The organism is Pontibacter aquaedesilientis (assembly GCF_014773225.1).
Taxonomy (GTDB): Bacteria; Bacteroidota; Bacteroidia; order Cytophagales; family Hymenobacteraceae; genus Pontibacter; species Pontibacter aquaedesilientis.
In genome coordinates this window covers 1-14,134 of the sequence record NZ_JACXAJ010000004.1, presented here as the reverse complement: position 1 = coordinate 14,134, position 14,134 = coordinate 1, and the positions used below count along the sequence as shown (strand labels likewise).

Sequence of the window (14,134 nt, the reverse complement as noted above, 5' to 3'; positions counted from 1 at the left end):
AGCAGAATACGGCACCGGGCTGCTTTCTGCGGAAATTTTTCAATCGTTTTAGTGCATACGTACCAAGACAGGACCAGGCACGGAAATAATTTAAAACAAACAGAGCAGAAGTAAACCTTACCTCTGCTCTGATCGAGTATTGCGGTATCAAGGGCCATACCTTTAGCCGCGTATGTAGCAAGGATGAAGGTATAGCAGGCCGGCAAAATTACGACTTCTCACGCATCAGAAAAATCTGGCGTGCCTTTTTAAGGGCTTAAATTGTTCATGATAGCCTGAAAGAGCACATGGTATACCTGTCAGTGAAGCTACTGCTGTGTGAAGGGAACGATCTGCCGAGTGCTCAGTAGAGCCAGTCTCTTTTGGGTTTGCGGATGAGGTGGTCGACTGACAACCTGCCCGAGCCCCATACCAGGAAGAAGATCAATAGGATGAGCACGATAATGGAGGACCATAATTCAGCGTTCTCAGAGTAAAAGCCTCGCTGTGGATTGATAAAGAACACGGCACCCAGCAGAATAGGTATCTGGAAAAGGATGGCAATGCGTGTAACTAGGCCCATGGCGATGAACAAACCACCTACCAGGTGCGCAAAAGCCACATAATGGGCCAAGCCGAACGACACCCACTGGAACTGGCTGTTTCGCATGATGTTTTGCAATGCCTCCGTATCCTGTATGAACATAATGCCTTTCATGAAGATGAATATACCCAGCGCCATCCGCACGAAATCTACCCAAACCGGGTGATGTGTATCAGCCCAATGTTCGATCCGGTTCATGTCTTGCGATAAATTCATGGCTGTAAAATTTAAGGTTCAACAAATTGGTGTACAATTATTTAAACGTTTAATTCTACAGAACGGATGAAGGCAGCCGGTATATCTTAGAGGGCTTGCAGCAGGGCCTGCTTATAGGCGGCAAACTCCGTCGCGTTGCTTTTGCTGTCGGTGAAGATCTCCAGTATACCTGCGCCGGCGTCTGATGCGAAGAAATCCGGCAGTGCCTGATCCAGCTCTTGCAGCGAATGACAGGAGGTATAGCGGAGCCCAAAATCGCTGGCCGTGTTGCTTGCGTCCAGTTCCTGGCGGGTCTCAAAGAACTCCTCCAGCTCCGGCTGTCGGCGCGGGCCATCGATCAGACGGAAAATGCCACCCGCGTGGTTGTTGATGATGATGATGCGTAGATTGGCGGGCAGGTAGTTGTGCCAAAGCCCGTTGCGGTCGTAGAAAAAAGCCAGGTCGCCGGTCAGCAGCGTCGTGATCCGGTTGCTGCTCAGGGCGCAGCCCACGGCCGTACTGGTGCTGCCGTCTATCCCGCTTGTTCCCCGATTGGCGTATACACGCACCTCTTGCTCTGCAGACAGACCCAGTATATTGGCGTAACGCACGGCCATGCTGTTGGCCAGGTGCAGGTTGCTTCGGTTTGGAAGGGCCTGCAGCATGCGGGCTACCACGGTGAGTTCGCTGTAGGGTGCTGTGGCGGTAAACTGGTTCAGAAAATCACCTGCTTTGCGCTCCATACCTGCCCAGGCCTGCACATAGCCGGAATCCTCGCGGGTGCAGCCGGCCATGCGATGGAAAAAGCTGCCGGGCGTGCAGCGAATGATCTTGGTCAGAGACTGGAAGGTGTCGGCTACCTGGCCGGCCGGCTGCAGGTGCCAGTGCGCCTTGGGTTTGTATTGGCGCAGGTATAGCTTCAGGCTTTTGGAGATCACCGATTTGCCGAAAGTAATCAGTAGGTCGGGCTGCAGCGATTTCATCTTTTCGGTATCCACGCAGGCCAGGATAGCATCCTGGTGGCGCACTACCCCCGAGAGCTGTTGCGTGTTGCTGATCACATCGCCTACCACCACGGCACCCGTAGAGCCCATGAACGTCTGGAGGCACTGGAGGAGTCTGGCGTCAAAGTTACCTTGCCCGGCCACGATGAGCACCCGTTTGTAGTACAGCATTTCCTGTTCCAGTTTCAGGGCCTGCATCGAGTTGATCTCAAACAGGCTCTGCTCTTCTTCGATCACCTTCATGTGCTGACTGCATGTTATCTCCTCACCGGCGTTTGGGTAGAAAGGTTCACGCAAGGGCACATTGATGTGTACCGGACCGGCTGGGTAGGCAACCGTTTCGTTCAGGGCCTCCGAAACAAGCCGCTCGGTATGCCACCCCGCATCCGAATGGCTAAGGTCGACCGGAAAATCAAAACTCTGCTTCACGTGGCGGCCGTATACCTGCTGCTGCCGTATGGTTTGCCCATCCAGTTGGTCGATCCACTCAGGTGGGCGGTCAGCGGTAAGCACCAGCAAAGGCACCTGCAAGAAAAAGGCCTCCGCCACGGCAGGGGCGTAATTCAAAGCAGCCGTACCAGAGGTACACACCAGCACTATCGGCTTTCCTGTTGTCTGTGCCATACCCAGGGCAATGAAGGCAGCGGCACGCTCATCGCTCACCGTGCGCACCGTCAGGTTCGGGTGGCGGGCAAAGGCGATGGTAAGCGGCGCACAGCGTGACCCCGGCGAAAGCACCACGTTCTGCACTCCCTTGCGGGCACATATCTCGGCAATATTGACAACAGGCTGGAGGATCATATTTAGTGAGTTAGTAAGTTAGTGAATGAGCGAATGAGTGAATGAGTGAATTTTGAGCTGGTGAATAGTTAAATGCGCAATTCAAATGTTTCTGTACCTGCAAGCTATAGCTTCCAAACTTTCTAACTTCTAAACTTTCTAACTTTTAAACTCACTCATTCACTCATTCACTCAATCACTCATTATTTAAAACTCAGCCAGAATTTTAAACATGGTTTGGAGTTTATGCTGGGTTTCCTGCCATTCCTTGTCAGGGGAGGACTCGCCAGTGATGCCGGCCCCGGCATACAAGACCGCTTCCGTTTCCAGTAGCTGCATGCAGCGCAGGTTCACGAATAAATGTGTGCCGACTGCACTGTTCACCGGCCCCAGAAAACCACTGTAATAGCTGCGGTTATACCCTTCGTTCGCCAGGATGAACTGCAGAGCAGGCTCCTTGGGAAGTCCGCATACGGCGGAAGTAGGGTGGAGGAGTCGCAGCATATCGGTGCCCAGCGTCGGAAAGTCCACTTCCTTCAGGTCTACCTTAAAATCGGTGCGCAGGTGCATGAGGTTACCCGCAATTACGGTGCGCGGGCCTACTTCGGTATACTCGCGCAGGCGCAGCTTTTTAAAACAGCTGAGAACATAGCGTTCCACCATGCCTTGCTCTTCGATCTCTTTCTGTCGCCAGATGGCGTTGGCCGTGGAGCCGTCTTCGCTGGCGGGTTGCGTGCCGGCCAGTGCTACAGTCTTAAACACCTGTTGCTTGTCCACACTCACCAGTACTTCCGGCGAAGCGCCCATCCAGGTGCCGATACCAGGTATAGCGGTAAGCGAGACAAAGGCATTGGGGTAGACCGAGAGCATCTGCTCGAATGCGGTTGTTAGTTCAAACGAATCGGGCAGGGGAACCGAATGACTGCGCGAGAGCACCACTTTTTCCATCGCCTCAGCCCTGATTAGATCAACTGCCAGGCTTACGGCAGCCTGAAAAGTCTCTTCGGTGCGATCTGACTGGTTCGGATTCGAGTCAGGGAAAGGCCAGTTTGTCGATTGACGCTGAACTCCATTTTCCAGTGCCTGGAAAAAAGCTGCTGCCTGCGAGTCAGGTGCATCCGGGGACTGTGTCAGTTCTCCGGTGATGGAGGAAAAACTGAGATCGGCTTTGAGAAAAATATGGGGATGTACCGCATCAGCCTGGAAAGGACAGAAGAGAAATCCGGCCGGGCTGGGTTCCAGCGTCGGAATCTCCTGCGTGGTTTGCGGCGTGAAGGAAACGCAAAGTTGCACCTCCGGCTGCAAAGGCAGTCGCCAGGCGGCTACGGCCAATCCCTGATGCAGTGCCGTCTGCAGCACCTCGGTCAAGGTATAGCGGGGCGATTCTTTTGCGTTGTTACCGGCCATTTCCTGTGCCATGCCTTTATTTTTTATCGATTACGGCAACGGTCATGCGGCTCAGACAAACCAGTTCGCCGGCTTCTGTCGTGATCCTGACTTCCCATACCTGCGTGCTGCGACCCGTATGCAGGGCCGTGGCCTTACCGTATACCCAACCTTCGTGCACGCTCCGAATGTGGTTGGCGTTGATCTCCAGTCCCACGCAGGCTTTCTTGCTCAGGTCCACCGACAGGGCCGCGCCAATGCTGGCCAGCGTCTCGGCCAGCGCCACGGAGGCACCGCCGTGCAGCAGGCCCATGGGTTGGTGCGTGCGGTGGTCCACCGGCATTTTACCGCAAATATAGCCCTCGCCGTACTCGGTAAGTTCGATGCCCAGGTGCTCCACCATGGTATTTTTGCGCCACTCCTGCAGTTTTTCTAAGGTAGAATCCATTTTATGTAAAAATTGCGCGTATTAACTTCGCACGCTCGTATTTGTAAAGAAGCAAAAGTAGAAGAATTTTGAGTATTAAGAAAATATACATCATCCGCCACGGGCAGACCGACTTCAACCTGCAGGGCATCGTGCAGGGAAGTGGCGTCGACTCTTCCCTGAATGAGTTGGGGCGTAGCCAGGCAGCCGCTTTTTATGAAAAGTACAGGGACATCCCTTTCAGTAAGGTGTACACCTCCACGCTAAAGCGCAGTATCCAGTCAGTGCAGGGCTTTCTGGACCTGGGCATACCCCACGAGCAGCACGCCGGCCTGAATGAGATCAACTGGGGCACCCGCGAAGGCTCCCGCATTACGCCCGAAGAGGACGCTTACTACCATCGCCTGCTGCAGACCTGGTGCGAGGGCGAGACCAGCCTGTGCATAGAAGGAGGGGAGAGTCCCGACCTGGTAGCCGCCCGGCAAAAGGTTTTTGTAGACCTGATGCTGAGCCGTCCGGAAGAAGATACGGTGCTGATCTGTATGCACGGGCGTGCCATGCGCATATTGCTGAGCCAGCTGCTGCGCTACCCGCTGCGCTGCATGGACCAGTTCGAACACCAGAACCTGTGCCTCTACCAGCTCGATTACACGGGTAGCATGTTCACGGTGAAGAAGTACTGCGACGTAGCCCATTTGCAGGATTTGACGGTATAAACGAGCCGTGCCAACAAAATAATGGGTATAGTTTGAATAAAATATTTTTAGGTCTAATTTTGGGTCTTATTGATTAGACGAAATAGGCGAACAAACAAGACGATAATTATGGCTGAAGTGATACGAATGCCTAAGATGAGCGACACGATGACTGAGGGGGTGATTGCATCTTGGCTTAAGAAAGTAGGTGACAAGGTAAGCTCCGGCGATATTCTGGCCGAAGTGGAGACCGACAAGGCGACCATGGAACTGGAATCATACGAAGATGGCACCCTGTTGCACATTGGTCCGAAAAAGGGCGATTCTGTACCAGTTGATGCTGTAATAGCAATCATTGGCAAAGAGGGAGAGGATATCTCCGAACTGTTGGGCGGAGCCGGAAACGGTGAGAAACCAGCTGCCAAAGAAGAGCCGAAAGCTGAAAAGAAAGAAGAGAAGAAAGAGGACGCCCCTGCCAAGGCGGAAGCCCCTGCCGCCAAAACCTCTGTAGACACATCCAACATCAAGGCCAACGTGATCCGCATGCCGAAGATGAGCGACACCATGACAGAGGGTGTTCTTGTATCGTGGCTGAAGAAGGTAGGTGACAAAGTGAGCTCCGGCGATATTCTGGCCGAAGTGGAGACCGACAAAGCGACCATGGAGCTGGAATCATACGAAGACGGTACACTGCTTTACACCGGAGTAAACGAAGGTGATTCTGTTCCTATAGATGCCATTATCGCCATTATTGGTGACAAAGACGCTGACTACAAAGCATTACTGGACGCGCAAGCCTCCGGTTCTGCTGAAGCAAAAGCTGAAACGAAAGAAGAGGCTCCGGCTGAAGAACCGAAAGCAGAAGAAAAACCTGAGCCGAAGGAAGAAGTTGCCGCCGAAGGAAACGGCCGTATCAAGGCTTCTCCGCTTGCCAAGAAAGTAGCCAAAGAAAAAGGCTTTAACCTAAGCCAGATCAAAGGATCAGGCGAGGGTGGACGCATCGTACTGCGCGACGTGGAAAGCTTCACGCCATCTGCCGCGCCTCAGAAAGAAGCCGCTAAGGCGCCTGCAGCCGCCCCGGCAGCACAGGCTATACCTGGCGCTCCGGCCGAGTCTTACGAAGAAGTGAACGTGTCGCAGATGCGCAAAGTGATTGCCCGCCGTCTGGCAGAAAGCAAGTTCACGGCACCGCACTTCTACCTGACCATGGAAATCGACATGGACAAGGCTATGGAAGCCCGTGTATCTATCAATGAGGTATCTCCAGTTAAGGTTTCGTTCAACGACCTGGTGATCAAGGCGGCTGCTGCGGCGCTTCGCCAGCACCCTGCCGTGAACTCTTCGTGGCTGGGCGACAAGATCCGCTACAACAAGCACATCAACATTGGTGTGGCTGTGGCAGTAGAAGAAGGCCTGTTGGTGCCAGTGGTACGCAACGCCGACTACAAGTCGCTGTCGGCTATTGCTGCTGAAGTAAAGGATTTGGGCGGTAAAGCCAAGAACAAAAAGCTGCAGCCAGCTGACTGGGAAGGAAACACCTTCACGATCTCTAACCTGGGTATGTTCGGCATCGAAGAGTTTACTGCTATCATTAACCCACCGGATGCCTGCATTATGGCTGTAGGTGGCATCAAGCAGACGCCGGTTGTGCGTGATGGTCAGATCAGGATCGGTAACGTGATGAAAGTAACCCTTTCCTGCGACCACCGTGTAGTAGATGGCGCCGTAGGCTCCGCTTTCCTGCAGACCTTTAAGAATCTGCTGGAGAACCCAGTGAGAATACTGGTATAGGTAATTTTAAATAAACAAAGCAAAGGGCCTCTTCGGAAACGGAGAGGCCCTTTGTGATTTCAGGTATAGGTATAGCGCATCTACAATTCCCGGATGACACGACAGGGATTACCCGCCGCAAACACATCGGCAGGTACATCTTTTGTGACCACACTGCCAGCCCCAATCACACTGCGATCGCCGATACTAACGCCGGGGCAAATTACGGCGCTACCGCCGATCCAGACATCCTCACCAATGGTAATAGGCTTGGCATATTCCAGACCAGAGGCACGTTCACGGTGATTCATTGGGTGGGTAGCGGTGTATACCTGTACGTTAGGGCCGAACAGGGTTCTGCTGCCAATAGTGACCTGGGCCACATCGAGCACCACGCAGTTGAAGTTGAAAAACACCTTCTCACCTACCACTATGTTGTAGCCGTAGTCGCAGTAAAAGGGCGGCTGTAGCCAGAGACCCTCGCCCGCACGTGGTATCAACGCCTTCAGGAGGCGGCTGCGCTCAGTTTCCTGATCTTCGCGGCTATCGTTCAGTTCTTTTAGCAGTAAACGGGTCTGCAGGCGCTCATCAGACAGTTGTTTATCCAATGCGTCATACAACTCACCCGCCAGCATTTTCTCCTTTTCAGTCTTCATACAGGCAGGTATACGGACAAAGGCTTGGAGGGCTAAACTGCAGCTGACTTAAACCATTCTTTCAGCAAGTTACTGTCGATGTCGCTGACATTTTTTATTTTGATGTGCCGCATCTCTTTCCCTGTCCCTTCAAGCAGGTTTTGTGGATCATGCAGCTTTCCAAAATTGAAAAAGCCTACCGTCACATATGCTTTGGCTGATTTGAGGTAGGCGAAGTTATTTTGAGTTCTGAACACCGGCCGGCCCCATTTAAAATCCTCGGTTAAGCCAGGCACGGAATCGTGCACCAGCTCGCGTAATGCAGCGAGCGTTTCTTTGTGCTTTTCAGAGCAGATTATGTACTCAGTTATTTGTGGGTGCATGGAATTTTGGGGTTTAACGGACTTGTGCAGCCGATGGGCGTGGCTGAGCCAAGCATAAAGGCTGAATTGGGTTGGCACCTGTTATTTTTCAGACTGTCTTCTTCTGAGGATTTTGCCTGTTATCGAATAAAGCGAGAATGTAGATAGTTTGTTCTTTCTGATTATAAAGAATTGTAGTGTGTCTGTGCAGCAAAAACCCTCTAATATCTTTTTAAGGGCTTTCCAGTGTTCCTATTTGAGGGTACTTAACGAGTAGTTCTAAAAACTGGAATATTCTGTATGTAAATGTTTGCGCTGCTTTTTCTCCAAATTCCTGCTGCAGATAGTCTTGTAAGTCAGCTAATTGTTTGCTTGCCCGCTTATTCCAGACTATCTGAGCCATTTAGAGCTTCTTCTTTTCATCTCTTCCTGAGATATCCAGGCGGATTTGTTACCAATTTCGCTCTCACTTGCTAAAACTTCCTGTTTCTGTGCTTCTGTTAAGCTGGTCCAAAGGCTTCCTTCTTTGTAATTTCTTCTACTGGATAGAATCATGAAGATGTCTTCTAATAATTTTTCATCAGTAGTTGTATCAATCAGTTTATGCAAATCTTCCTTTATAGCTGCCATATCTAAACTTTTTGAAAATATACGAATAAATTCAATTTTTATCCTTTTTAACTTTTATACGTGCCAACGGCCGCGTGCTTAAGATGCCGAAGCGTCAGCGAGGTAACTTAAGCATTGTGTTGTACTTCGTAGTTTTAATCTATTCCTTCCGTTTTAGTGCCCCAGAACTTGTCCAGTTCTCGGCAGAACTCATAAGACTTGGGTTTAAGTCTATTTATAAATCTGGCCAGCGGTATTCTCCTGTCTCCGCTTCTGTTCGTAATATTTTCCAAGAAGAAGAATTTGATGGCATAATTTACATCGTCATTCCCTTCTGTTATCATTTGTTCAGCAAAATTCACGAGCTTTTCAATCTCTTCATCTGTGCCTTTTGCTATGATATCAAGGGCAAAATGGGAAAATTCAGCCATGTCCATTCCAAAAGGGTTTTCCCCTTTCCAGAATTTAACATGTTCTTCATACTGACTTTTGAAAGCGGGAAAGAGAGCCAGCATTGAAGTTATACTTGTTTTCTCATCTACCATACTTTCTATTAATTTCTATGAAGTACAACGGTTAGTATATACATTACCCGCAGCGGAGCAAGGATTTTGTATATACAGTGTTAGAAAATTGTTTTACTTTTAGTACTCCTGAATAAGCACGTTTGTCGGGATATTCAAGGTCTTATGCAGACTCCTTATCATTTCCAGCGTGAGCTTTCTTTTCCTGTTCAATACCTCACTTACTCGACTCTTGAAACCCAGCACTTGGGCTAAATCCTTCTGCTTAATTCCGAGTTGCTCCATTCTAAATTTTACCGCTTCAATCGGGTCTGGTGCTTCAATCGGGAAATGTTCCTTTTCATAGGAGTCAATCAGGAACGAAAGCACCTCCAGTTCATCGCCGTCTTGGGTGTCTGGTTCCGCGTCGAATATTTCCTCCAGCCTTTGCAGGGCCAATTGATAATCTTCTTCTGTTTTTATTAACTTGATATTCATTTCTTATTCTTTAAACTTTAGTTGCGTCAACCTTGTCATATTCAGCATGCGTTCCAATGAACCGTATCCAAACAATACCATACTTGTAGTTGATTTTGACGATTAATCTATAATTATTCCCTTTGATGTTGAAGACCATTCTGTTGTCCTCCAGTAGGCTAGCTGAAGGGTAGTCTTTCTTTATGTCATTCGGGGAGGTCCAATTCGCCTGCTCGGCCTCATTATACCAAGCTTTTAGCTGTTGCTCACTATCAGCATGTTTTTCCCAAAAATCCCGCAGTGTCCGTTTTGCTATTACTCTCACTTCTTTATTTTAGAACTCAAATATAAAGAAAAAAGTTACCATAATGGTAACTTTAAAACAGGATTTTATATTAAATATTTTCTAACGGTCTCGGACAGGCAATGGGTGAGGCATTAGCCGAACATGATGCCTGTGCTGTGTTACCTGACTTAGTTTTTAATTTTTCTCTACAACTGCTCTACCATTCTTGTTAACCATTCTAAATTCAGCGGATCCAAAAGGATACAGCAATATAGAATCTTGAAGGTAAGCAAAGTCACCACTGCCCCTTGGCAAATCCACATAGCTTGTCAATTTCCCATTGTTGATAAAGGCGATTACTTTTTTTCCGTCATCATATTCTATCCCTGTTTCTTCTATTGTACTTAAGTCTGCTCTGGTAATGTGCTTCACCCTGTCAATCTGGGTATAGGGAGTAATGATATAAACTTCTTCCCAAGTATAGCTTGTTAGACTGTCTAAGCTGAAAGGTATGGCTGTAGAACCCACAAGCACTTTTTCTGCTATTTCTCCGATTCTCTCCTTGACAGCAATATCTTCTTTGACTTCCCGTCCACACGATGCTGCTAATGCAAGTATAAATATTAAGTTCAGGAACAGAAGTCTATTTTTCATTTATGATTTCTATGACAGGTAACGGATTGGCCTGATAAGGTGTGCGAGGCTTAGCCGAAGCATAACTTATAGGCTGGGTTATGTGTATTAGTTTTACTTCAACTTATTTAAAGCATACCATATGAGGAAAAGTAAGCTGGTACATCCATTTAGCCTTTCTATATCATAATGATGCTTTTTCAGAGCGTGTTAATCTAAATACATTAGTATGGGCTTGTGTTCTGCTTATACTTTCTTACAAATTCTACCGCTTCTGTCATAGTTTCTGGATAAGGTACAACCACATAACCCCCATCTTCAAGCTTTTCATAAACATGATGAAAGAAGCAACCATTGTTCTTGAGAAACTCAGCCACTTTCCATTTCTTGATGTCACTACTCTTTGGTGGCCGAAACTTGTGATTAATCAACGTTGTAAGACTCCCGCATTCTGGACATGTAAGGTTTATTTCATCTGAAGGATTCTTATAGATGCTGAATGCCTTTCTGCAATTAAAACATACTTTCTTATGTCCCATGTCATCAATCTATAATCTTCTATTGCACATAACGTTACTCGTGCATAATGTGGGCAAGGCGAAGCCGCAGCCTAAATTATGAACCTTGTTGCCAGAAGTTATTCTTTCTTATTTCTAAACCTTTTGATAAACTGTCGAACGATGAGAACATCAAGGGCAAGCAAAATAGCTACAAAAAAGCCCCAGAAGAAAAAGCCTGCTGTTCCCATGTTTTTAAACTGAGGCATAACTATTTTCTCATACAGCAACCCAAAGTAGGCTATGAAAATCAATAAGCTAAACAGCAAGAAAGCCATACTTGATATTGTTTTCATTGTGCTACTTAATTTCTTGGTAACAACATAGATAGTAGGAGTATTTATTTTCCTTGAAGCTATAACCTAAGCCTTCAAAATACTTTTTCAAGCTTCCCGTAATTTCATAGCAATTATACAAGGCAGAATCACTCTCTTCAGTTTGGATGATATTCTTAAGTTCATCCAAGTCTATGTCAGAAAGTAGAATCTCATCTACTAGCCTTTCTGTTTTATTATCAAAAACATCTATCTGCCTAATTATTTTCATACTTAGCAATTACTGGCAACGGATTTGTACAGGCTGTGAACGAGGCGCAGCCGAGTATGAAGCCTGTGCAGGGTTAGGGCAAGGGTTTTCTTCCTGCTCATAGTTGATAGGCTAAAGGATGAAATGTTTAATACTTCTAAAACCTATGATGGGCAAAACAACCCTGATGTTATTTCTGTTTAACGTAAAACTTTCTTTTAATAATTCTCCGCACACGGGCAGGGGCCATCGGTCCGGTAAGGCTTGTTGATATAAGGCTTCAGTCTTTCAAATGGTACATCAATGGTTGTGTTCCTGCTTCCATCTGGCTCAAAATACCAGAAGCTCACCATGCATTCCTCATCCCACTCTGCTTCATCATCATCATAGCCTTGCCTCATACTTCGCAGCAAATGGGGGGTGTACTTCTGCTCGGCCTGCCGCATCAGTTTCGCCAACGGCTCCCCGGATACTTCGTACCTATACTGCAGGCGCTCCTTGACCTGTTCCCGCCATAGGTCTTTCAGCCCCTCCGTGAACACGTCCTCGAAAGCCAGCTTCCGGCCTGTTTGTAAATCGAATAGCTCCCCGGTAGAAGAGTCGACAAGAGACAGGTCGGGAGCATATTTATCTAAAAAAGAATATCTTATATATAGAATCCTGTCAAAGATGATGGAAGGCGTCACCGTCACCCGCAGCTTTTGGAGTTCGTCCTTTGACCCGATGTCGGCCATGCGCTTGAGCCCCCGCCGGTATTCTTTGTCCAAGGCCACACGGTGCTGTTGGGCCGCACGTTTGAAGACCTTGTTGAGGCTGTCCACAACGGCAGACGCGGGGTCGGCATGCACCACTACATATCCGGTTTGCGTATCTGCGCCCTTTCCCCGTAACGCGTAATTACTCACCCAGAACCTGCCGCAATGCACATCAGGCGGGCCTTCCGGCAACTCTACCTCATCGTCTTCATATTCCATTACATTCGCGGTTTGCTCTGTTGCAGGCGTGCTAACAGAATCTGTAACTAGGTCCAAGTTCTCCTCCTGTGTTTTCACACGCGCTTCCTCAGACGACTGGCAGGAAAAGACAGGGAGAAGAATCAGTAGAAACAGTAGTGTTTTTACTTGGAATCGTTTGTAAATTTTCGTCATACTTTTCCTTAGAAGTAGTAGAAAGTTGAAATCAGTATTTTACCTCTTTGCCCTAACGTACTGGGCTATAAGGTGGCATAGCTAACTTATAGCTTTTGTTAGGTAATTTGATTTTTATCTGTCGATTTCTCTGAACTCAGAAGCCTTCTATATTCTGCCTTAAGCTTGCCTTTTCTTACAAACCTGAGCTTCTCAAGTTCATAGGTATTCCTTATATCTTCAGCAGCACTTTCAAAGTTTTCAAATCGAAGCACAGGACTCGTTCTCCCATCCATATAAGGGCTAAAGTTGTATATATCGTCAAATCGCCCCTGCCATTTATCCATCACTTTGTGATAAGCTAATTCAACCTGATTCGTCTTGATTTTTTTCAGGCTTACCCAAGTGATGACCCTTCTGTCTTCGTCCAACCTTCCTAACAAGGCTTCATAAGAGGCATATGATTTTATAAATACAGCAGCTGTCATAATTAACAGATTGGGAATAAGTATAAGGTAACCAACATTTTTTCGTTCCATGGCATCCTTTTGAGAATAAGGATCTTGTGCATTATCTGGGTGAGGACCGCTTAAAAGTATGATTAGAGTACCTATGAAAACCAACACTAAAGAGATCAGAATGGCTTTAACTTTGCTTGAGCCAAGGCGTTGGTTGTATAGCTTTACCAGAAAGTATGCAGATAAGGCTGTTAAGGCGAAGAGGATTGATAAGAAAATAGCAATCATTCCTCCTATCGCCTTCTCCTGCCCCTGTCCATAGCTCAGTTGGGGGATTAAGAACAATGACAGACTAATTAATAGGCTTGCTTTTATTACCTTCATCAGGGTGCTTATCTGTTTGTTTTCATATTACCTAACGTCTCGTGCATAATGTGGGGAGGCATAGCCGAACCTAAATTATGAACCTTGTTAGTGCTTGGCGTTTTTAGTCAAATTTGTCAAAATAAATGTCGATGTCGTTATCACCGAACTTTTGTTTTTCTTCTTCCGTGAACGAGAATATTTCACTGTCAAGCTTGCTGTGATAAAACGTGTCATAGCATTCTGCAATTTGTTTCTCTAGCGTATAAATTTGACAATGACATACGTCTCTGTTGTCAAAGAATTCTTTCAGATTTCCAATGATAGCATTTTTATTCTTATCCGTAATCAGCAAATTAAGTCCGCCGTTCCAAACAGTAAATTTCCCAAATTGTGGTTCTTGATACTTATAACTGTCAAATAGGGAAGATTTGAAAACTTCTGCCTGCCTGTCCGTTTTGCAGTCTTGGATTGAGTTAATAGGATACTTTTTTATTTCTACTATTTCTTTGTCACTATAGGTGGTTGATGTCCAGTTGCACTGTAACTCCGCAACGCAATTGTCTGGACATTGCTCTATAATGCTGCACAGAAAGTGTACTTGGTCAAAGTTTTTTTCTTTCATACTCTTGGCACTAACGTTAGTCCAGATGGTGTCTCGTTGGAGGCTCGCTGTGCTCGGCAAGGTTCCTCCAATGGCATCTGGACGGTGTTGGTCGAGGGTGTTTTCCCTTTTTCTGTCCGGGTTAATGCGAACTT

At 47.4% G+C, this 14,134-nt stretch carries 20 protein-coding genes; 2 read left to right on the top strand and 18 right to left on the bottom strand.

Features of this window, described 5'->3' with window-relative positions; translation table 11 throughout:
* Positions 1-343: 343 nt before the first annotated feature.
* From H9Q13_RS10175 to H9Q13_RS10160, 4 genes are all read right to left on the bottom strand, one after another.
* Positions 344-799: a DoxX family protein gene (locus tag H9Q13_RS10175; RefSeq protein ID WP_191183700.1), complete on the bottom strand. Its 456-nt coding sequence runs from the start codon at positions 797-799 to the stop codon at positions 344-346.
* Positions 800-885: 86 nt separating this feature from the next.
* Entirely contained in the window at positions 886-2,583 is a 1,698-nt protein-coding gene (gene menD, locus H9Q13_RS10170) for a 2-succinyl-5-enolpyruvyl-6-hydroxy-3-cyclohexene-1-carboxylic-acid synthase (RefSeq protein ID WP_191183699.1), read from the bottom strand.
* 186 nt (positions 2,584-2,769) lie between these two features.
* A complete protein-coding gene (locus H9Q13_RS10165; protein ID WP_224744216.1) occupies positions 2,770-3,981 on the bottom strand; it encodes an isochorismate synthase in 1,212 nt (403 codons plus the stop codon).
* A 4-nt stretch (positions 3,982-3,985) separates the two neighbouring features.
* Entirely contained in the window at positions 3,986-4,396 is a 411-nt protein-coding gene (locus H9Q13_RS10160) for a PaaI family thioesterase (protein ID WP_191183698.1), read from the bottom strand.
* Between the two features lie 68 nt (positions 4,397-4,464).
* Between H9Q13_RS10160 and H9Q13_RS10155 the strand changes: the two genes are divergently transcribed.
* Entirely contained in the window at positions 4,465-5,091 is a 627-nt protein-coding gene (locus H9Q13_RS10155) for a histidine phosphatase family protein (RefSeq protein WP_191183697.1), read from the top strand.
* 108 nt (positions 5,092-5,199) lie between these two features.
* Positions 5,200-6,861 carry a pyruvate dehydrogenase complex dihydrolipoamide acetyltransferase gene (locus tag H9Q13_RS10150; protein ID WP_191183696.1) on the top strand — a complete coding sequence of 554 codons (1,662 nt, stop codon included), beginning with the start codon at positions 5,200-5,202 and terminating at the stop codon, positions 6,859-6,861.
* A gap of 80 nt (positions 6,862-6,941) precedes the next feature.
* Here the strand turns inward: H9Q13_RS10150 and H9Q13_RS10145 are convergent, their stop codons facing one another.
* From H9Q13_RS10145 to H9Q13_RS10090, 14 genes are all read right to left on the bottom strand, one after another.
* A complete protein-coding gene (locus H9Q13_RS10145; RefSeq protein WP_191183695.1) occupies positions 6,942-7,496 on the bottom strand; it encodes a sugar O-acetyltransferase in 555 nt (184 codons plus the stop codon).
* Between the two features lie 32 nt (positions 7,497-7,528).
* A complete protein-coding gene (locus tag H9Q13_RS10140) occupies positions 7,529-7,936 on the bottom strand; it encodes a DUF1801 domain-containing protein (protein ID WP_317173890.1) in 408 nt (135 codons plus the stop codon).
* A gap of 133 nt (positions 7,937-8,069) precedes the next feature.
* Positions 8,070-8,240, bottom strand: coding sequence for a type II toxin-antitoxin system RelE/ParE family toxin (locus H9Q13_RS18245; protein ID WP_191183694.1), 171 nt, complete (start codon positions 8,238-8,240; stop codon positions 8,070-8,072).
* The gene (locus H9Q13_RS10130; RefSeq protein WP_191183693.1) at positions 8,228-8,467 is read right to left on the bottom strand and encodes a hypothetical protein; all 240 of its coding nucleotides are present in this window, start codon (positions 8,465-8,467) and stop codon (positions 8,228-8,230) included. Before H9Q13_RS10130 ends, H9Q13_RS18245 begins: the two co-directional genes overlap by 13 nt.
* Positions 8,468-8,601: 134 nt before the next feature.
* Positions 8,602-8,991 (bottom strand): DUF7674 family protein, encoded by a 390-nt coding sequence (locus H9Q13_RS10125; RefSeq protein ID WP_191183692.1) that lies wholly within the window; start codon positions 8,989-8,991, stop codon positions 8,602-8,604.
* A gap of 99 nt (positions 8,992-9,090) precedes the next feature.
* Complete coding sequence (locus H9Q13_RS10120; protein WP_076423330.1) at positions 9,091-9,447, bottom strand: helix-turn-helix domain-containing protein; 357 nt, start codon at positions 9,445-9,447, stop codon at positions 9,091-9,093.
* A 10-nt stretch (positions 9,448-9,457) separates the two neighbouring features.
* Positions 9,458-9,751 (bottom strand): type II toxin-antitoxin system HigB family toxin, encoded by a 294-nt coding sequence (locus tag H9Q13_RS10115; RefSeq protein ID WP_191183691.1) that lies wholly within the window; start codon positions 9,749-9,751, stop codon positions 9,458-9,460.
* A 156-nt stretch (positions 9,752-9,907) separates the two neighbouring features.
* On the bottom strand, positions 9,908-10,366 hold the full coding sequence (locus H9Q13_RS10110; RefSeq protein WP_191183690.1) for a hypothetical protein: 459 nt from the start codon (positions 10,364-10,366) through the stop codon (positions 9,908-9,910).
* A 203-nt stretch (positions 10,367-10,569) separates the two neighbouring features.
* Positions 10,570-10,884, bottom strand: coding sequence for a hypothetical protein (locus H9Q13_RS18030; protein WP_224744215.1), 315 nt, complete (start codon positions 10,882-10,884; stop codon positions 10,570-10,572).
* 98 nt (positions 10,885-10,982) lie between these two features.
* On the bottom strand, positions 10,983-11,198 hold the full coding sequence (locus H9Q13_RS10105; RefSeq protein WP_224744214.1) for a hypothetical protein: 216 nt from the start codon (positions 11,196-11,198) through the stop codon (positions 10,983-10,985).
* 4 nt (positions 11,199-11,202) lie between these two features.
* Complete coding sequence (locus H9Q13_RS18290) at positions 11,203-11,448, bottom strand: DUF7683 domain-containing protein (protein WP_449578676.1); 246 nt, start codon at positions 11,446-11,448, stop codon at positions 11,203-11,205.
* A gap of 197 nt (positions 11,449-11,645) precedes the next feature.
* Positions 11,646-12,401, bottom strand: a complete 756-nt coding sequence (locus H9Q13_RS10100) for a hypothetical protein (protein ID WP_191183688.1) — start codon at positions 12,399-12,401, stop codon at positions 11,646-11,648.
* A 272-nt stretch (positions 12,402-12,673) separates the two neighbouring features.
* Positions 12,674-13,396, bottom strand: a complete 723-nt coding sequence (locus H9Q13_RS10095; RefSeq protein ID WP_191183687.1) for a hypothetical protein — start codon at positions 13,394-13,396, stop codon at positions 12,674-12,676.
* Positions 13,397-13,499: 103 nt separating this feature from the next.
* Positions 13,500-14,134, bottom strand: a 635-nt coding sequence (locus H9Q13_RS10090; RefSeq protein WP_191183686.1) for a hypothetical protein, incomplete at its 5' end; no start/stop codon positions are given.